15 protein-coding genes are annotated in these 19,638 nt (G+C 64.2%); 14 read left to right on the top strand and 1 reads right to left on the bottom strand.

Going from position 1 to position 19,638, the window contains the following annotated elements; all coding sequences use genetic code 11:
• The first annotated feature begins 1 nt into the window (after position 1).
• The 14 genes from murG to AC07SZ_RS07895 all read left to right on the top strand — a co-directional run bounded on the left by murG (position 2) and on the right by AC07SZ_RS07895 (position 17,236).
• Complete coding sequence (gene murG / locus AC07SZ_RS07960; protein ID WP_494913901.1) at positions 2-1,129, top strand: undecaprenyldiphospho-muramoylpentapeptide beta-N-acetylglucosaminyltransferase; 1,128 nt, start codon at positions 2-4, stop codon at positions 1,127-1,129.
• On the top strand, positions 1,126-2,526 hold the full coding sequence (gene murC, locus AC07SZ_RS07955) for a UDP-N-acetylmuramate--L-alanine ligase (protein ID WP_494913900.1): 1,401 nt from the start codon (positions 1,126-1,128) through the stop codon (positions 2,524-2,526). Before murG ends, murC begins: the two co-directional genes overlap by 4 nt.
• Positions 2,523-3,488, top strand: coding sequence for a UDP-N-acetylmuramate dehydrogenase (gene murB, locus AC07SZ_RS07950; protein WP_494913899.1), 966 nt, complete (start codon positions 2,523-2,525; stop codon positions 3,486-3,488). The genes murC and murB overlap by 4 nt, the downstream gene beginning before the upstream one ends.
• Before the next feature lie 302 nt (positions 3,489-3,790).
• A complete protein-coding gene (locus tag AC07SZ_RS07945) occupies positions 3,791-4,717 on the top strand; it encodes a D-alanine--D-alanine ligase (protein WP_056573258.1) in 927 nt (308 codons plus the stop codon).
• Complete coding sequence (locus tag AC07SZ_RS07940; RefSeq protein WP_056573255.1) at positions 4,705-5,646, top strand: cell division protein FtsQ/DivIB; 942 nt, start codon at positions 4,705-4,707, stop codon at positions 5,644-5,646. The genes AC07SZ_RS07945 and AC07SZ_RS07940 overlap by 13 nt, the downstream gene beginning before the upstream one ends.
• Complete coding sequence (ftsA, locus tag AC07SZ_RS07935; RefSeq protein WP_010910249.1) at positions 5,643-6,950, top strand: cell division protein FtsA; 1,308 nt, start codon at positions 5,643-5,645, stop codon at positions 6,948-6,950. The genes AC07SZ_RS07940 and ftsA overlap by 4 nt, the downstream gene beginning before the upstream one ends.
• Positions 6,951-7,016: 66 nt before the next feature.
• Positions 7,017-8,705 (top strand): cell division protein FtsZ, encoded by a 1,689-nt coding sequence (ftsZ, locus tag AC07SZ_RS07930; RefSeq protein WP_056573252.1) that lies wholly within the window; start codon positions 7,017-7,019, stop codon positions 8,703-8,705.
• A gap of 279 nt (positions 8,706-8,984) precedes the next feature.
• Positions 8,985-9,935: a UDP-3-O-acyl-N-acetylglucosamine deacetylase gene (lpxC, locus tag AC07SZ_RS07925; protein ID WP_056573250.1), complete on the top strand. Its 951-nt coding sequence runs from the start codon at positions 8,985-8,987 to the stop codon at positions 9,933-9,935.
• Positions 9,936-10,198: 263 nt separating this feature from the next.
• On the top strand, positions 10,199-11,068 hold the full coding sequence (locus AC07SZ_RS07920) for an outer membrane protein assembly factor BamD (protein WP_056573247.1): 870 nt from the start codon (positions 10,199-10,201) through the stop codon (positions 11,066-11,068).
• A gap of 308 nt (positions 11,069-11,376) precedes the next feature.
• Entirely contained in the window at positions 11,377-13,050 is a 1,674-nt protein-coding gene (gene recN / locus AC07SZ_RS07915) for a DNA repair protein RecN (protein ID WP_056573244.1), read from the top strand.
• A 111-nt stretch (positions 13,051-13,161) separates the two neighbouring features.
• Positions 13,162-15,366, top strand: coding sequence for an NAD-dependent DNA ligase LigA (gene ligA / locus AC07SZ_RS07910; RefSeq protein WP_056573533.1), 2,205 nt, complete (start codon positions 13,162-13,164; stop codon positions 15,364-15,366).
• On the top strand, positions 15,366-16,058 hold the full coding sequence (locus tag AC07SZ_RS07905; protein WP_056573241.1) for a DUF2461 domain-containing protein: 693 nt from the start codon (positions 15,366-15,368) through the stop codon (positions 16,056-16,058). The genes ligA and AC07SZ_RS07905 overlap by 1 nt, the downstream gene beginning before the upstream one ends.
• Positions 16,059-16,214: 156 nt before the next feature.
• Positions 16,215-16,943: an AzlC family ABC transporter permease gene (locus tag AC07SZ_RS07900; RefSeq protein WP_056573530.1), complete on the top strand. Its 729-nt coding sequence runs from the start codon at positions 16,215-16,217 to the stop codon at positions 16,941-16,943.
• A complete protein-coding gene (locus tag AC07SZ_RS07895) occupies positions 16,940-17,236 on the top strand; it encodes an AzlD family protein (RefSeq protein WP_494913898.1) in 297 nt (98 codons plus the stop codon). The genes AC07SZ_RS07900 and AC07SZ_RS07895 overlap by 4 nt, the downstream gene beginning before the upstream one ends.
• A gap of 65 nt (positions 17,237-17,301) precedes the next feature.
• On the opposite strand, the gene AC07SZ_RS07890 is transcribed toward AC07SZ_RS07895, so the two are convergent.
• Positions 17,302-19,146, bottom strand: coding sequence for an aminopeptidase P family protein (locus tag AC07SZ_RS07890; RefSeq protein WP_494913897.1), 1,845 nt, complete (start codon positions 19,144-19,146; stop codon positions 17,302-17,304).
• Positions 19,147-19,638 lie beyond the last annotated feature (492 nt).

Below are 19,638 nucleotides of genomic sequence, written 5' to 3'. Positions count from 1 at the left end.
CATGGCGAGGGGTGTCATCCTTCTCGCGGCGGGCGGAACCGGCGGACATCTGTTTCCGGCCGAGGCGCTGGCGCATGAGCTGATCGAGCGCGGCTGGACGGTGCAGTTGGCGACCGACGAACGCGCCGAGCGGTTTGCAGGCCACTTTCCGGCCACCGCCATCCATCCGATCCAGTCGGCGACGATGGGTTCGAAGAATCCCATCGCCGTGCTCGGCGCCTTCTGGAAAATCTGGCGCGGCGTGCGCCAGGCCTCCGCCATTATCGGCAGGATCAAGCCGGACGCGGTGGTCGGCTTCGGCGGCTACCCGACCCTGCCACCGCTCTATGCGGCGACGCGGCGCAAGGTGCCGACGCTGATCCACGAGCAGAACGCGGTGATGGGGCGCGCCAACCGGGCACTGGCCGGCCGTGTCGATGCCATCGCCGGCGGCTTCCTGCCGCAGGATTCGAGCGCCGCTGGTGCCAAGACGGTGACGACAGGCAATCCCGTCAGACCGGCTGTGCTGGAAGCGGCCAAGATGCCCTATGTGGCGTCGACCGGGGAGCAGCCCTTCCGCCTGCTGGTGTTCGGCGGCAGCCAGGGCGCCCAATTCTTCTCCGATGCCATGCCGGGGGCTATCGCACTGCTTTCGGATGCGCAGCGCAAGCGGCTTGCGATCACCCAGCAGGCGCGCGCCGATGATGTGGCGCGGGTCAAGGCGGCCTATGCCGCCCTTGGCGTCGCCGTCGAGGTCTCGCCCTTCTTCACCGACATGGCGGCGCGCCTGGCGGCGGCGCATCTGGTGATTTCGCGCTCCGGCGCCTCGACCGTCTCGGAAATCGCCGTCATCGGCCGGCCGGCGCTGCTGGTGCCCTATCCCTATGCGCTCGACCACGATCAGGCGGCGAACGCGGCTGCCCTTGCCGCCGCCGGTGGCGGCGAGGTGCATCCGCAATCGACGCTGTCGCCCGAGCGTATCGCTGCCTTGGTTGGCGGTCTGATGGACAATCCCGATCGGCTGGCGGCGATGGCCGCTGGCGCGAAATCGGCCGGCAGGCCCGACGCGGCACGGTTGCTCGCCGATCTCACAGAGGCTATTGCGTCCCGCAAAAGCGTATCGGATTTCAAGAAGGGGACGCACGCATGAAGATGCCGCAGACCATCGGCCTTGTGCATTTCATCGGCATTGGCGGCATCGGCATGAGCGGCATTGCCGAGGTGCTGCACAATCTCGGCTACAAGGTGCAAGGGTCCGACCAGGCCGACAGCGCCAATGTGCAGCGGCTGCGTGACAAGGGCATCGAATGCTTCGTCGGCCACAAGGCCGAGAATCTCGGCGACGCCGAGGTCATCGTCGTTTCGACGGCGATCAAGAAATCCAATCCGGAGCTGAAGGCCGCGCGGGAAAAATTACTCCCCATCGTGCGTCGCGCCGAGATGCTGGCCGAGCTGATGCGCTTCCGCCAGGCGGTGGCGATCGGCGGCACGCACGGCAAGACGACGACGACCTCGATGGTCGCGACCTTGCTCGAAGCCGGCGGGCTCGATCCGACCGTCATCAATGGCGGCATCATCAATGCCTATGGCACCAATGCCCGCATGGGCGATGGCGAGTGGATGGTGGTCGAAGCCGACGAGAGCGACGGCACCTTCCTCAAGTTGCCCGCCGACATCGCCGTGGTCACCAACATCGATCCCGAGCATCTCGACCACTATGGCAGTTTCGACAATGTGCGCGAGGCGTTCCGCCAGTTCGTCGAGAACGTACCTTTCTACGGCTTCGGCGTGATGTGCACCGACCACCCGGAAGTCCAGGCGCTGGTCGGCCGCATCGAGGACCGCCGCGTCATCACCTATGGCGAAAACGCGCAGGCCGATGTGCGCTTCACCAACCACCGCATGGCCGGCGCGACCTCCGAGTTCGACGTGGTGATCCGCGACCGCAAGACCGGCAGCCAGAAGACGATAGACGGCCTGCGCCTGCCGATGCCCGGCCGGCACAATGTCTCGAACGCCACCGCGGCGATCGCCGTCGCGCATGAGCTCGGCCTGTCCGCCGAGGCGATCAAGAAGGGCCTGTCGTCCTTCGCCGGTGTCAAGCGCCGCTTCACCCATACGGGGTCCTGGAACGGCGTCGACGTGTTCGACGATTACGGCCACCATCCGGTCGAGATCTCGGCGGTGCTGAAGGCGGCGCGCAGCGCCACCAAGGGCCGCGTCATCGCCATCGCCCAGCCGCACCGTTTCACCCGGCTGCATGATTTGTTCAACGAGTTTTCGGCCTGCTTCAACGACGCCGATACGGTGCTGGTCGCGCCTGTCTACGCTGCCGGCGAAGATCCGATCGACGGTGTCACGTCGGACGAACTGGTGTCGCGCATCCGCGCTGGCGGTCACCGCGACGCGCGCTACATAGAGGGGCCGGCCGATATCGCGCCAATCATCCGCGATTTGGCCAAGCCTGGTGATTTCGTTGTCTTTCTTGGTGCCGGCAACATCACCCAATGGGCCTATGCCTTGCCCAAGGAGCTTGCCGCCTCATGATGCACGGCCAGGCCCTGATCGACGGACTCGGCGACCGGCTTGCCGGCCTGCGCGGCCGTCTCACGCCGAATGCCGAGATGGACAAGATCACCTGGTTCCGCGCCGGCGGCCTGGCCGAGGTGCTGTTCCAGCCGGCGGACGAAGAAGATCTTGCCGCGTTCCTGCGCGCGGTTCCTGAAGAGATACCTCTCACCGTCGTTGGCATCGGCTCGAACCTGCTGGTCAGGGATGGCGGCATTCCGGGCTTCGTCATCAGGCTTTCGGCCAAGGGCTTTGGCGAGGCGGAGGTCGTTTCACCGATCAGGATAAAGGCCGGCGCGGCGACGCCCGACAAGCGCGTGGCCGCCCTGGCGCTGGAAGCGGGCATTGGCGGCTTCCATTTCTATCACGGCATTCCGGGCGCCGTTGGCGGCGCGCTCAGGATGAATGCCGGCGCCAATGGCGTCGAGACGCGCGAGCGCGTCATCGAGGTGCGCGCGCTCGACCGCAAGGGCAATGTCCAGAGGCTGAGCAATGCCGAGATGGGCTATGCCTATCGCCATTCGGCGGCGCCCGCCGGGCTGATCTTCACATCGGCCGTGTTCGAGGGCTTCGCCGAGGACAAGGCCACGATCAAGGCGGCGATGGATGCGGTGCAAAACCATCGCGAGACCGTGCAGCCGATCCGCGAGAAGACCGGGGGCTCGACCTTCAAGAACCCGGAAGGCACGTCGGCCTGGAAGGAGATCGACAAGGCGGGCTGCCGCGGCCTGATGATCGGTGGCGCGCAGATGTCGCCGATGCACTGCAATTTCATGATCAACACCGGCACGGCGACCGGTTACGACCTCGAATATCTTGGCGAGACGGTGCGTGCGCGGGTGCTCGAACATTCCGGCATCCGGTTGCAGTGGGAGATCAAGCGCATCGGCAATTTCCGTGCCGGACATGCAGTGCAGGAATTTTTGGGCCAGCTGCTTTAGCGCCGGTTGAAGTTCATGTGATGGATGAACTTCAACGCGTTCCCAGAACGCACAAACCGTTGCTCCGGGGACTCAGTGACGCGGTTTTCGCATCCATTTTCTCAGAAAGTGAATCTCTCGGAATCATAAGTACTTGCCAGTGAATCAACTCTCTGATTCTCTGCTCGAAAGCGTTTCCTGATTTGAGTCGTTCGACGCGTTACCCGCGTTTTCCGTCTGGGGGGGGCATCCTGCCGGGAGACTCGGACTCAATGTTGCGGAAATCTTGGTTTTTGGTCCGCCGTGAGAGGGGATGACGGGGAATGAAAAGCAAGCATGTGGCCGTCCTGCTGGGAGGTTTTTCGTCCGAGCGGCCCGTGTCCCTGTCTTCCGGAAAGGCCTGTGCCGATGCTCTGGAGAAGGAAGGCTATCAGGTCACCCGCGTCGATGTGGGGCGCGATGTCGGCTCCGTGCTTGCCGAACTCAAGCCTGACGTCGCCTTCAATGCGTTGCATGGTCCCTTCGGCGAGGATGGTACCATCCAGGGTATCCTCGAATATCTCGGCATTCCCTATACTCATTCCGGCGTGCTCGCCTCGGCGCTCGCCATGAACAAGGAGCAGGCGAAGAGGGTCGTCAAGTCGCTCGGCGTTCCCGTTGCCGAATCGAAGGTCGCCAATCGCTTTGCCATCCAGAACAAGCACCCGATGAAGCCGCCCTATGTGATCAAGCCGGTCAGCGAGGGGTCGAGCTTCGGTGTCGTTATCGTCTCCGAGGGGCAGTCTCATCCGCCGCAGGTCGTTGGGTCGTCCGAGTGGAAATATGGCGATACCGTCATGGTCGAGCGCTATATCCATGGGCGGGAGCTGACCTGCGCCGTCATGGGTGACGTGGCGCTTGGTGTCTGCGAGATCATTCCGACGGGGCATTCCTTCTACGATTACGATTCAAAATATGTCGCGGGCGGATCAAAACACGAATGCCCCGCAAAAGTTTCACCGAATATTTACCAAAAAATACAGACACTGGCGCTCAAGGCTCACCAAGCTGTCGGCTGTCGGGGCGTTTCCCGGTCGGACTTCCGTTATGACGATCGTCACTCCGAAAATGGCGAGGTTGTATGGCTCGAGGTCAACACTCAGCCGGGCATGACGCCGACGTCTTTGGTGCCTGAAATCGCAGCCCATGCCGGGCATTCGTTTGGTGAATTGTTGAGTTGGATGGTGGAGGACGCTTCGTGTCTGCGTTGAAATGGGGACAAGGCAAGGAGAGGGGCGCGGCTGGGCCGTCGCTGTTCGGCTTGTCGCTGTCATCGGGCCATTTCGTGCTGCCGCGCGTGCTTCGCCGCCCGGTGCGCATCCTGGCGCGCCTTGGTGACGGTGAATTCGAGGCGCCGCGTTTCTCCGCGGCGATGATGTCGGCGGTGCTGCTCGCTTCGAGTGGCGCCTATGGCGCCTATCTCGGCGGCCACGCAGATGGCATCATCCAGAGCATCACTGCCCGCACCGGCTTTGCCGTCGATCAAGTCAAGGTGGTCGGCAATCGCCAGACCTCCGAGATCGACATTCTCGACAGGCTCGAACTTGATGGCTGGACGTCGCTGATCGGCTTCGATGCCGAGGCCGCGCGCGAGCGCATTTCCGGCCTGCCCTGGATCGAGATGGCGGCGGTGCGCAAGGTCTACCCGCATACGCTGGAAGTGCGCGTCGAGGAACGCGAGGCCTTCGCGCTCTGGCAGCAGGGCAATGATCTCTCGGTCATCGAGAGGGATGGTGCCGTCATCGCGCCGTTCTCCGGCGGCAAGCAGGTGCTGCTGCCGCTGCTGATCGGCGAGGGCGCGCCGGCCAAGGCGCCCGACTTCCTGGCCAAGATCGAGAAATATCCCGACTTCGCGAGCCGCGTGAAAGGCTATATCCGCGTCGGCGACCGGCGCTGGGACCTGAAGCTGGACAATGGCATCACGGTCAAGCTGCCCGAGAATGACGAGGACCAGGCGCTCGCCGAACTGATCAAGATGGATCATGACAAGGGGCTGCTGTCGCGCGACATCGCCGCAGTCGACATGCGGCTCACCGACCGGCTGGTCGTCGAGCTGACGCCCGAGGCGGCGACTCAGCGCGAGGCCGCCCTCAACGAGAAGCCGAAAACCCTCAAGCGCAAGCCGGAGACGAAGATATGAGCTGGCTTGGCGGTTCTGGCGATGCCTCGTCGCGCCGGTCCGGCACCCTCACGGTGCTGGACGTCGGCTCGAACAAGGTCTGCTGCATGGTGGCCAAGCTCAAGCCGAACGATGACGGCAAGCTCTTGCGCGGCCGCTCGCACCGTATCCAGGTGATCGGCATCGGCCACCAGAAGTCGCAAGGCGTGAAGTCAGGCGTGGTCGTCGATCTCGACCGGGCCGAGCATGCCATCCGGCTGTCGGTCGATGCCGCCGAGCGCATGGCGGGACTGACGGTCGATTCGCTCATCGTCAACATGACCGCCGGCCGGCTGAAGAGCGAAGCTTTCTCCGCGACCATCAATCTCGGCGGCCATGAGGCGGATGAGGCCGACATCAAGCGGGTGCTCGGCGCCGGCGCCAAGCAGGCGCTCAAGGCCGAGCGCGAGGTGATCCATTCGTTGCCCGTCGGCTTCTCGCTGGATGCCGAACGCGGGGTGCGCGATCCGCGCGGCATGGTCGGCGACGCGCTCGGCGTCGACATGCATGTGCTGACGGGGGACGCGGCACCAATGCGCAATCTCGAGCTCTCCATCAACCGCTCGCATCTGTCGGTCGAGCGCATGGTGGCGACGCCCTATGCCAGCGGACTGGCGGCGCTCGTCGATGACGAGCTGGAGCTGGGTGCTGCCTGCATCGACATGGGCGGCGGCACGACCACGATCTCGGTGTTTTCGGAAGGCAAGTTCGTCCATGGCGATGCCATCGCGATCGGTGGCAACCACGTCACGCTCGACATGGCCAAGGGGCTCTCCACCTCGCTCGATGCCGCCGAGCGGCTCAAGGTGATGCATGGTTCGGCGTTGCCGGGCAGCGCCGACGACCGCGACCTGGTCTCGATCCAGCCGATCGGCGATGACGGCGACGTGCCGCTGCAGATACCGCGTTCGGTGATGACGCGCATCGTGCGCGCCCGCATCGACGAGACGCTCGAATTGCTGCGCGACCGGCTGAACAAATCCGGCTACGGCAATGCGGTCGGCAAGCGCGTCGTGCTTACCGGCGGCGCCAGCCAGCTGGCCGGCCTGCCGGAAGCGGCGCGCCGCATCCTGGGGCGCAATGTGCGCATCGGCCGTCCGCTCGGCGTGGCGGGCCTGCCCGAAGCGGCGAAGGGGCCGGCGTTCTCGGCCGCCGTCGGGCTTCTGATCTATCCGCAGATGGCGAGTTTCGAGAGCCATCCGGCGAAAGGCATTTCCGGTCTCAGGATGACTGGAACGGGTGGAAAACTGCATCGCATGAGTCAGTGGTTGAGAGACAGTTTCTAATTGACGGGGACAGCCCCATAGGCGGCCGCGGCGGCGAAGCGGCGTGAAAGGCAAAGGACGGAGACAATGACCATCAATCTGCAGAAGCCGGACATCACCGAGCTTAAGCCGCGCATCACCGTGTTCGGTGTGGGCGGCGGCGGCGGCAATGCCGTGAACAACATGATCACCGCGGGCTTGCGCGGTGTCGAGTTCGTCGTGGCCAACACCGACGCGCAGGCGCTGACCATGTCGAAGGCCGACCGGCTGATCCAGCTTGGCGCGCATGTCACCGAAGGCCTCGGCGCCGGCTCGCAGCCGGAAGTCGGTCGCGCGGCGGCGGAAGAATGCATCGACGAGATCATCGATCACCTGTCCAACACCCATATGTGCTTCGTCACCGCCGGCATGGGCGGCGGCACCGGCACCGGTGCTGCTCCGGTTGTTGCCCGCGCCGCGCGCGAGAAGGGTATCCTCACCGTCGGCGTCGTCACCAAGCCGTTCCACTTCGAGGGCCAGCGCCGCATGAAGACGGCCGACATGGGCATCGAGGAACTGCAGAAATGCGTCGACACGCTGATCGTCATCCCCAACCAGAACCTGTTCCGGCTGGCCAATGACAAGACCACCTTCGCCGATGCCTTCGCCATGGCCGACCAGGTGCTCTATTCCGGTGTTGCCTGCATCACCGACCTGATGGTCAAGGAAGGCCTGATCAACCTCGACTTCGCCGACGTGCGCTCGGTGATGCGCGAGATGGGCAAGGCGATGATGGGCACCGGCGAGGCTTCGGGCGAGGGCCGCGCGATGGCCGCCGCCGAAGCCGCGATCGCCAACCCGCTGCTCGACGAGACCTCGATGAAGGGCGCCAAGGGCCTGCTGATCTCGATCACCGGCGGCCGCGACCTGACCCTGTTCGAAGTCGACGAAGCGGCGACCCGCATCCGCGAGGAAGTCGACCAGGACGCCAACATCATCCTGGGCGCCACCTTCGACGAGGAACTCGAAGGCGTCATCCGAGTCTCGGTCGTCGCCACCGGCATCGACAAGTCGGCGGCTGAAATTGCAGCCGCGCCGATCTCGATCCGTACGGCGCCGCAGAAGCCGGCCGCCCGTCCGGCCGTGGCCGCGGTGGAAAGCCGCCCGGCACCAGTCCAGCAGCCTGTCTATGAGCCGCGTGCCGCCGACCCGGTCGCCGAGGCCATCCAGCTGGCCGAGGCGAACGCCGCGGCCATGGCGCAGGCTCGCCCGGCCCCGGTCGCCCATGCGGATGATTTCCGCCCGCAGAGCAAGATCTTCCAGGCGCCCCCGGCACAGCCGCAGCCCATGCCGCAGCCGGTCGTCCAGCAGATGATGCAGCCGGCCCCGCAGCCGCGCGAAATACTGCGTGAGGTCCCGCAGCCGGTGGCGATGGCGCCGCAGCGCATGCCGCGCGTCGAGGACTTCCCGCCGGTGGTCAAGGCCGAGGTGGACGCCAAGAGCCGTCCGGCGGACCACGAGAACAACAGCGGACCGATGGGTCTGTTGAAGCGCCTGACCAATGGCCTGACCCGCCGCGAAGAGGAGCCGGCACGGCTGCAGCCAGCCCAGCCGCGCGAGCCCAAGCTGCGCCAGGCGGCTCCCGAAGTGCGCCGTCTTGCCAGCCAGGACGCGCAGCTCTACGCGCCGCGCCGCGGCCAGCTGGATGACCAGGGCCGCCTGACGCCGCAGACCAGGGCGACTCAGGACGACGATCAGCTGGAGATTCCGGCGTTCCTGCGCCGCCAGGCCAACTGAACCGTTAACGGACTGTAACAATCGTTAACAGGCAAGCAAGGAATTGCTTGCCTGTTAACGTTTTAAATGCTGTAAAATCAATCGGTTATGGCTCCGTACATGTTCCGGTTCGCGGTTACAAAGAGTAAGAAACCGTGATTTGGAGTCTCCCGACCGGGACATTATCTTCGCTGCCTACCATAGTCGGTCTGCCGGGATTTCGGGGAAGTGGCCCTGCCTGCCGATTTCACAAGAGCCGCGCCCTCGGGCTGGAGAAGCGGACCTAGGCATTTCGGGCTTATGGGGATTGTCTTGCACGACTACCAGACGACAGTGAAGACGCGCGCGTCGCTTACAGGCACCGGCGTTCACAGCGGCAAAGAAGTTTCCATCAGTTTCCTGCCCGCGGATGCCGATACCGGCATCGTGTTCCAGCTGATCGGTGGAGAAGGGCAGGGCCGCGAGTTCCGCGCTCTGTTTTCCGAGATCGGCGCCACCGACCTTTGCACCATGCTTGGGGATCCCTCGGGCGAGCACATCGCCACTGTCGAGCACATCATGGCCGCGCTGCTCGGGCTCGGCATCGACAATGTCCTCATCGAAATCGATGGCCACGAGGTTCCGATCCTCGATGGCAGCGCCATCGCCTTCGTGGAAGCCATAGACCAGGCGGGCATCGAGACGTTGCAGGTCAAGCGGCGCTACATCAGGGTCGTCAAGCCGGTCCGCATCGAGAACGGTGCATCCTGGGCCGAGTTCAGGCCCTATGACGGCACCCGCTTCGAGATCGAGATCGATTTCGAAAGCCCGGCCATCGGCCGCCAGCTCTTCGCCTCGGATATCAATGCGGACATTTTCCGCCGTGATATCGCGCGCGCGCGCACCTTCGGCTTCATGAAGGATGTCGAACGGCTGTGGGCCGCCGGCTATGCGCTTGGCTCGTCGCTCGAGAACTCGCTGGTGATTGGCGACGACAACCGGGTCATCAACATGGGCGGCCTGCGTTATCCCAACGAATTCGTGCGTCACAAGACGCTCGACGCCATGGGCGACCTGGCGCTGGCCGGAGCCCGTTTCATAGGCTGTTTCCGCTCCTATCGCGGCGGCCACAGGCTGAACGCGGCCGCGCTGCGCCGCCTGCTGTCGGACCGCACGGCCTTCGAGATCGTCGAGACCACACGCCGCGAGCGTGGCCGCGCGGCGGAGATGAGCGCCGTCAATGCGCCGCTCTACGCGCCCTGGATGATCTGAGCCCGCGACGTTTTCGCCCCGGTGACGGGGGAGCCGAGTGTTGCAGGAATGCATCACAAGCAGGCGAAATTGCAGGGATGTCTCGGCGCAGGCCGGCCGCCACAAAAATGCGCGATTGGCTAGACATAGCGTTGCCGGGCAAGGCGGTTATGGTTTATGGCTGCTGCCGTCGATTAGTGCATGTCGCTCAAAAGTGGGGACCAATTTTGGGACAGCAGCATGCAAGAGGCATTAAAATAACGCCGAAAGGGCGCAATCCAATCATGTTCTTCAAGCGAGTCGGTCAATCGAAAGCGCCCCAGCGGTCTGTTCTCCTGGCGCTTTCGCTGGTTGTTCCATCGCTCTTCCTGTCGGCCTGCATGTCGTCGGAGAAAGACATCGACCTGTCGACCTATGTCGACCAAACCGAGCCGGCCGACGTCCTCTACAATCAGGGCCTCGCCAACATGAACGCGGGGCGCCTGGATGAGGCGAGCAAGAAGTTCGACGCCGTCGATCGCCAGCATCCTTATTCGGAATGGGCCCGTAAATCGATGGTCATGGGCGCTTTCGCCGACTATCGAAAGGGCAGCTACGACGACGCTATTTCGTCGGCCAAGCGCTATCTGGCGCTTTATCCGTCCACCGATGACGCGCCCTATGCGCAGTACATCATCGGCCTGAGCTACTATCGCCAGATCAAGGACGTGACGCAGGATCAAAAGGAAGCACGCCAGACCCTGCAGACGATGCAGGATCTCGTGACGCGCTGGCCGAATTCGGAATATGTCGACGACGCCAAGGAGAAGATGCGCTTCGCCAACGACCAGCTCGCCGGCAAGGAAATGCAGATCGGGCGCTATTATCTGGAGCGCCGTGAATACATCGCCGCCGTCAAGCGCTTCCGCACCGTGGTGGAGAACTATTCCAACACGCGCCATGTCGAGGAAGCACTCGCCCGCCTGACCGAAAGCTATTACGCGATGGGGCTGACCTCGGAGGCCCAGACGGCAGCCGCCGTGCTCGGCACCAACTATCCCGACAGCCCATGGTACAAGGATTCCTACAAGCTCCTGCAGAGCAACGGACTGGCGCCGCGCGAGAATGCCGGATCGTGGATATCCAAGGCCGGAAAGCTGATCACCGGCGCCTGATACTGGAGCGGTTCGCCGATTAACGGAGACGGCGACCCGCTCTATCTCTTTGTTTTTGACGCAATTCCCCGTTTCACACTTTTCTTGGAATTGCTCTAGAGCGCGTCGCGGCGAAGCGCATTTTCGGATTGATCCGACGCTGAAACAAAAAGATAGTGCGGCGCTGCGACTCCGGTTGGTCGCGTGCCGCTCCACGGGCGGTTCTGTGGTTTGATTGAGCCGCTGAACCGTTCTATCTCTTGTTGACGCGATTCCGGACGGAAAGCCGTTACGCACTTTTCCTGGAATTGCTTGAGGTCCGGGTTCTGATGCTTTCCAGACTGTCGATCCGCGATATCGTCCTGATCGAGAAGCTGGATATCGACTTCCAGCCGGGCCTTTCCGTGCTGACGGGCGAAACCGGCGCCGGCAAATCCATCCTGCTCGATGCCCTGTCGCTGGCGCTTGGCGCGCGTGGCGACGCCTCGCTGGTGCGCCATGGCGCGGCACAAGGCCAGGTCATTGCCGTGTTCGATGTGCCGCGAAACCATCCGGTGCGCGCGCTGCTCGTCGAAAACGCCATCGAGGATGACGGCGACATCATCCTGCGCCGCGTGCAGACGGCGGACGGCCGCACCCGCGTCTTCGTCAACGACCAGCCATCCAGCGTGACCCTGATGCGCGATGTCGGCCGCGCGCTGGTCGAAATCCACGGCCAGCACGATGAGCGCGCCTTGGTCGATCCCGGAGCGCACCGGGATGTGCTCGACGCCTTCGGCGGCCATCTTGGCGCGGTTCGGTCGACCGGCGAGGCCTGGCGGCACTGGCGCGGCTGCGAGCAGGAACTTACGCGCCACCGCGCCAAGGTGGCGGCGGCGGCCCGCGAGGCCGACTATCTGCGCGCCGCGGTCGCGGAACTGACCAGGCTCGATCCGCAGCCCGGCGAGGAAACGGAACTTGCCGAACTGCGCGCCCACATGATGCGCGCCGAGAAGATCGCTTCCGAAATCCATGATGCGCAGGATGTGCTGTCCGGTCCGTCGTCACCCTTGCCGCAACTCGCCAGCCTGCTGAGGCGCCTGCAGCGCAAGGCGACGGAGGCGCCGGGCCTGCTCGAGGACGTGGTCAAGTCGCTCGACGAAGCCATGTTGTCTCTCGACGCGGCACAGTCTGGCGTCGAGGCAGCACTTCGAGCCACCGAATATGACCCGCAGCGACTGGAGAAGGCGGAGGAACGGCTGTTTTCGCTGCGCGCGGCTTCACGCAAGCACAGCGTTGCGGTCGACGATCTGGCGCAATTGCGCGACACGATGGTGGCGGACCTCGCCGATCTCGACGCTGGCGAGGAGCGGCTGCATGGGCTGGAAAAGCAGGCCGCCGCGGCGCGTGAAGCCTATGACATCGCCGCCGCGCAGCTTTCCTCGCTTCGTCACGCGGCGGCCGTTGGCCTGACCAAGGCCGTGATGGCCGAATTGCCCGCGCTGAAGCTCGAACGCGCAGCCTTCATCGTCGAGATGAAGAGCGAGGCCGAGACCCGCATGGAAGAGGGCATAGACCAGATCGAGTTCTGGGTGCGCACCAATCCCGGCACGCGGCCCGGGCCGATGATGAAGGTGGCGTCCGGCGGCGAGCTGTCGCGCTTCCTGCTGGCGTTGAAGGTGGCGCTGGCCGACCGTGGCTCGGCGCCGACACTGGTTTTCGACGAAATCGACACCGGCGTCGGTGGCGCCGTGGCAGACGCCATCGGCCAGAGGCTGGCGCGGCTGTCGAAGCGCGTGCAGGTGCTGTCGGTGACCCACGCGCCGCAGGTGGCGGCGCGCGCGGCGACGCATTTCCTGATCTCCAAATCGGGCGGCGCCGATCGTGTGGCGACCGGCATCGCCGAGATGGACAGGACGGCACGGCAGGAAGAGATCGCCCGCATGCTGGCCGGCGCAACGATCACCGACGAGGCACGCGCGGCCGCCGAGCGGCTGCTGCGCGAAAACACAAACGCGGCGTAACAATATCCGGCGTCACGGATCGAGTCAGGATATGGCTCCATGCTGCTGGTCGGGAATGATTTTCCCAAAATCCTGATCTATTGTGACGCGCCACCGTTCGGGGACAAAAGCATGTCGGAAAAACCTGTCGATTCGCTCAGCGAAAGCGAGGCTGAAGCAGAGCTGAAGCGCCTTGCGGAGGAGATCGCCGAGCACGACCGGCGCTACCATACCGAGGACGCGCCGATCATCACGGATGCCGAATATGACGCGCTTACGCGACGCAATCTTGCCATCGAACAGCGCTTTCCGGGGCTGGTGCGCGAGGATTCGCCGTCGCGCAGGGTGGGCGCACCGCCGGCGGAGGGTTTTGCCAAGGTGCGCCATGCCGTGCCGATGCTCAGCCTCGCCAAGGCCTATACCGACGAGGACGTCGCTGATTTCATCGAGCGCGGCCGGCGCTTCTTCGACCGCGACAAGGATCTCGACATCGCTTTCACCGCCGAGCCGAAGATCGACGGGCTGTCGGCGTCGCTGCGCTACGAAAAGGGCGTGTTCGTGCAAGGCGCGACGCGCGGCGATGGTGCCGTGGGCGAGGATATCACCGCCAATCTCAGGACCATCGCCGACATCCCCGCCAGGCTGAAAGGCTCGGGCTGGCCCGAAATCATCGAGATACGCGGCGAGGTCTACATGACCTATGCGGAATTCGAGGCGCTGAAGCAGCGTTCGGCGGCGGCCGGCGGCCAGGATTACGTCAATCCGCGCAACACGGCGGCCGGCTCGCTGCGCCAGAAGGATCCCTCCGTCACCGCCACCCGCAACCTCAAGTTCTTCGCCTATGCCTGGGGCTTCACGACGGCGGATCCGGCGCCGACCCAGTACGAATCGGTGCAAAAATTCGCCGACTGGGGGTTCAAGATCAGCCCCTTGATGGTGCGGGCGAAGTCGGTCGAGGAACTGGTGGCGCATTATCATCTGATCGAGGAGCAGCGCTCGTCGCTCGGCTATGACATTGACGGCGTCGTCTACAAGGTCGACCAGTTGGAGCTGCAGCGCCGCTGGGGTTTCGTCACCGGCGAGCCGCGCTGGGCCGTCGCCCATAAATTCCCGGCCGAACAGGCAATGACGACGGTCGAGAAGATCGACATACAGGTCGGCCGCACCGGCACGCTGGCGCCGGTCGCGCGGCTGGCCCCTGTCACCGTCGGCGGTGTCGTGGTCGAGAACGTCACGCTGCACAATGAGGATTACATCAAGGGTTTCGACAGCAACGGCCTGCCGATCCGCGACGGCATCGATGTGCGCATCGGCGACACGGTGGTGATCCAGCGCGCAGGGGACGTCATCCCGCAGATCGTCAGCGTCGTCGTCGACAAGCGTCCTGCCAATGCCGTGCCTTACGAGTTCCCGCACACCTGTCCGGTTTGCGGATCACCGGCGACGCGCGAGATCAACGAGAAGACCGGCAAGGAGGATTCCCGGCGGCGCTGTACGGGCGAGCTGATCTGCGCGGCACAAGCCGTGGAGCGATTGCGCCATTTCGTGTCACGTGGCGCCCTGGATATCGAGGGTCTGGGCGCGGAGAACATCGACACCTTCTTCAATGCCGGACTGATCAAGACAGCCGCCGATATCTTCACGCTCCGGGACCGTCGACCCGCCGTCACCAAGGCGCTTGCCGAGCGGCGAGAGGAGCAGGCCAGGCAGCGCGAGGCGGCGTCCGGCAAGACGCGCAAGAATGTGCGCAGCGTCGAGGATCGCAACTATGAGGGCCTCGACAAGCTGTTCGCGGCGATCGATTCGCGCCGCGAACCGGAGCTCGACCGCTTCATCTTCGCGCTCGGCATCCGCCATATCGGCGAGACGACGGCGGCCGTGCTTGCAAAGACCTTCTCGACCATCGAGGAACTGATCCGCGTCGGCAAGGAGACGGCGGCGGCGGAGGATCCGCATGCCGTTTTCCCGTCGATCAACGGCATTGGCGACACGGTGATCGACGCGCTGCGCGACTTCTTCGGCAATGAGCGCAATGACGACGTGCTCGACAAGCTGCTCGAACAGGTCAAGCCGAAGCCGTATATCGTCACCGTCTCGGCCGACAGCGAGGTCGCGGGCAAGACCATCGTCTTTACCGGCTCGCTGGAAAAGATGACCCGTTCCGAAGCCAAGGCGATGGCCGAGCGTCTCGGCGCCAAGGTCGCCGGTTCGGTTTCGGCCAAGACCGATCTGGTGGTGGCGGGACCGGGTGCCGGCTCCAAGCTCAAGCTTGCCGGTGAACTCGGCGTCGAAGTGATCGACGAGGACACCTGGCTGCAGCGGGTCGGCAAGGCGTGATGGACGGAGCGTTCAAAGGGTTCGGCCCGAAGGCCATTCCGTTCCTGAAGGCACTGGATTTCCATCAGAGCCGGGAGTGGTTCCTGGAAAACCGCGATTTGTTCGAACAGGAACTGCGCGATCCCCTGGGCGATCTCGTCGACACGCTGACGCAGCGTTTCGCCGATGCCGGACTTGGCCTGCGCGGCGACCGCAAGAAATCGCTGTTCCGCATCAATCGCGATGTGCGCTTCGCCAAGGACAAACGGCCCTACAACCGGCATGTCTCGGCCATCCTGTCACCGGACGGCACCAAGATGTCGCAAGGCGTCTTTTATGTTCATATCGGGCTGGAGCGTTGTTTTGCCGACGTCGCCTGGTGGAACCCGGAGCCGGCCTTGCTGCTCGCCATGCGCAAGGCGATCGCAACGCGGCCGGATACATTTCGCGGCCTGGCGGCCGCCTTGAAGAAGGACCGGCTTGGGCTGGAGGCGGAGGGTCGCATGAAGCGGACGCCGCGCGGCTTCGAGCATATAAGCGATCCCGATTTGGCCGAGGCCATCCGCAACCGGCATTTCGTGGTCCAGCACGTCATCGATCCAGCGGGAATCCATACGTCCGCGCTGGTCGAGGAACTCGTCGATTTCGTCATGCGTTCCAAGCCGCTGCTCGACTGGGGCAGGGAGATAGAGGGTGGCGCGGCGAAAGACTGATCCCGCGGTGACGATCATTTCCGCTGATCGTTTGGCTCAAGCGAATTCGTGTGACAAGGCACGGAGTGCCACCTACATACCGCCACTCCTTGTTGTTGTGCATGTCGTATTCCCAAAACGCTACGCACTTTGGGCGAGATGCATCAGGAGTGGTCGATGGCGACGGACGTGATCTCGCAGAGCGGCGGCAAGAGCGACTTCTGGCAAGGCGTGCGGCTCTCCATGCCTGTCGTGGTGGCGTCGGCGCCGTTCGCGGTGCTGTTCGGGGCGCTTGCCGTTGACCAGGGTTTCTCTGTCTTCGAAGCCTTCCTGATGAGCGCGCTTGTCTTCGGCGGCGCCAGCCAGATGGTCGGCATCCAGCTGTTCGGCCAGCATGTCGCGCCGTGGCTGATCGTGCTGTCGATCTTCGCCGTCAACTTCCGCCATGTGCTCTACTCGGCCGGCATCGGCCGGCGCATCGCGCACTGGCCCGTCATCAGCCAAGCTCTCGGCTACTTCATCCTCACCGATCCGCAATACGCCGTGACAGAAGCGCGGGCGCAATCGGGCCAGACCGTCAGCTTTGCCTGGTATCTGGGGCTCGGCCTGCCGGTCTATCTGTTCTGGATCGTCGAAAGCGCGCTTGGCGCGGTGTTCGGAAAGCTGATCCCCGATACGCACGCGCTGGGTATCGATTTCCTGCTGCCGATCTATTTTCTTGGCCTCGTCATGGGCTTTCGCAAACGGCCGCTGTGGCTGCCGGTGGTCATCGCCAGCGCCGCGGCGTCCATCATCGCCTACAAGACGGTTGGCTCGCCCTGGCATGTCTCGATCGGCGCTGTTGCCGGCGTTCTGCTCGCCGTCATCCTGCCGCCGCACCATAGCGGCGTTGGAGAGCGGCCATGAGCACGACGTTCTGGATCATCATCGCGGGCGCGATCGCCACTTATCTCACGCGCGTCGGCGGACATCTGGTCATCTCCCGCTTCGAGAACATTCATCCGCGCGTGGAAGCAGGCCTCAATGCGGTGCCGGCGGCGGTTCTGACGACGCTGGTGGCGCCTGAACTGTTGAATGCCGGACCGGCGGAATGGGCCGCACTGGTGGTTACCGCCGTGGTCTCGCTGCGCGGCGGGCTAATGGCGATGTTTTTGGCTGGCGCCGCGGTGCTGATCGTGGCGCGGCAATTCGTGGGATGATCTCGTTGGCGCGATCGGTTTGGGCCGTTGGCAGCGCCAGCCTTCCAAGCTGAATATAGGCCGCCTCAAATCTTCGCGTCATGGGGCAGCGGTGCTGTCGCCTTTTCCAGCCAGGCCAGGGTTTCGCCGTCGAGCATCGGTCCGATCTCGGCCAGCACACGGGCATGGTAGGCGTCGAGCCAATGCAGTTCCTCGCGCGTCAGCAGGTCTGAGCGCACCAGCCTGATGTCGATCGGCGCCAGCGTCAGCGTCTCGAAGCCGTGCATGGCGATGTCGCCGCCCTCGATCTGTTCAGGCGGCGTCACCAGGATGAGATTCTCGATGCGGATGCCATAGGCGCCTTCCTTGTAGTAACCCGGCTCGTTGGACAGCATCATGCCTTCGAGCAGCTTTTCTGTGCCGGTGCGGGCAATGCGCTGGGGTCCTTCATGCACGGCCAGATACGAGCCGACGCCATGGCCGGTGCCGTGGGCGAAGTCGCAGCCATGCTTCCACAGCGCCATGCGGGCGACGGCGTCGATCTCCGAACCGCGCGTGCCGGCGGGGAACCGCAACGTGGAAATGCCGATCATGCCTTTCAGCACCAGCGTGAAGCGCTCGCGCATCTCCTCGGTCGGTTGGCCGATCGGCACGGTGCGGGTGATGTCGGTGGTGCCGTCCTGATATTGCGCGCCGGAATCGAGCAGGAACAGCTCGCCGGCCTGGAGCTTGCGGCTGGTGGCGCGCGACACGCGGTAGTGCATGATGGCGCCATTCGGGCCGGCGCCGGAAATGGTATCGAAGGAGATGTCGCGCAGCGGCATCTGTGTTTCCTCGCCGGTCTGCCGGCGGCTCTCTTCCAGCCGGGTGACCACCGCGATCTCGTCGAGCGAGCCGGGCTTCTGCCGCTCCAGCCAGCACAAAAGCTTCGCCACCGCCGCGCCGTCCCGACGATGGGCGGCGCGCGAGCCGGCGATCTCGGCCTGGTTCTTGGTGGCGCGCGGGATGCGGGCCGGGTCGGGCGCGGCAATCACCGTACCGCCATTGTCCTCGACCAGCATGCGCAGCCTGTCGGCCGCAAGCACCGGGTCGAGCGCGATCTTGGCGCCGCCCTTGGCAAGCGCTGCGATCGCCGCCTCGAATTCGCCGGGCTCATGCGGATCGGCGAGCTGGGTGAGATAGGCCGCGACCTGGCGCGAGAATTTGCGCTTGTCCATGAACAGCTGGTGCGACCCGTCGGCGGCCAGGATGGCGAAGCCGAGCGCCAGCGGCGTGTGCGGCACGTCGCCGCCGCGGATGTTGAAGACCCAGGCGATGGAAGAGGGGTCGGTCAGCACCGCATGGGTGGCGCCGTCCCTGCCGATCGCCGTTGCCAGCCGCGCCAGCTTGTCCTTGGCGAGCTCGCCGGCAAAGCCGATCGGGTGCAGCTCGACCGGGGTCACGGGTGCGGTGGGCTGATCCTTCCAGATGATGTCGATCGGGTTTTTGTCGAGCGGCACCAGCACGGCGCCGGTCTTGTCGGCCGAGGCCTGCAGCGCCTTGACCTCGCCGATCGTGTGCAGCCATGGATCGAAGCCGAGCCGCGCGCCTTTGCCGATATTATCCTTGAGCCAGACGGCGGGCGGGTTGTCGACCAGGCTTTCGATCGAAAAAATGTCGAGATCGACCTCATTGCGCACCTGCAGCGTGTAGCGCCCGTCGACGAAGACGAAGGCGCGGTCGCGAAGCACGATGGCGACACCGGCCGAGCCGCTGAAGCCGGTCAGCCATTTCAGCCGTGCCGAACGATCGGCGACATATTCGCCCTGATGCTCGTCCGCGCGTGGCACGATAAAACCATCAAGGCCATTCGCGGCCAACCATTGGCGCAGCAGCGCCACGCGCGGCTTTCCGACTGCCGGGTCGCCGGCGGAATCGAAGGTCTGGAACATGGTGGGCCTCCTTGGTAGTCGCGCGACCGTAGCCTATGGGTCGGGAAAGCGGAATCGATTTCCCGACCGGCGAAAACTGCTACAGCGCCGCCTGGCTGACAACCAGATGGGGCTGGTCCAGCCGCAGTACGAGGGCTGGCTTGTCGTTGTTCATCCCCGACACAACGCGGCTTTGCTGCGCTGCCCGCCAGCACACGGGAATTGTAACCAGAAAAAGTCAGCAACGCCTGCTTTTTGAGCGTGCGTCACTTCGCATGGCAAGTTATCTGGTTCGGGTTTTCTTGTCTTGACAGCCGGGGGTGGGGGCCTTCCGGTCAAGGTTGGTTTCGGGGCCAGTTCCGGCACGCTGTTGAAAGTGATGATGCCGGCCGCGCGCCGTTTGCAGGGTCGATGTTGAAAATGAGGACTATGTCTTGAGCCAGTCAGTCGGCAAAAACCGTGCTTGTTCGCGGTCTGGCGTCTGGTGTGGCCAACTGTTGATCGATGCAAATT

Source organism: Mesorhizobium sp. GW821-FHT07A06 (genome assembly GCF_059419085.1).
The sequence above is the reverse complement of the archived record's forward strand: the minus strand, read 5'-3'. Positions and strand labels throughout refer to the sequence as shown.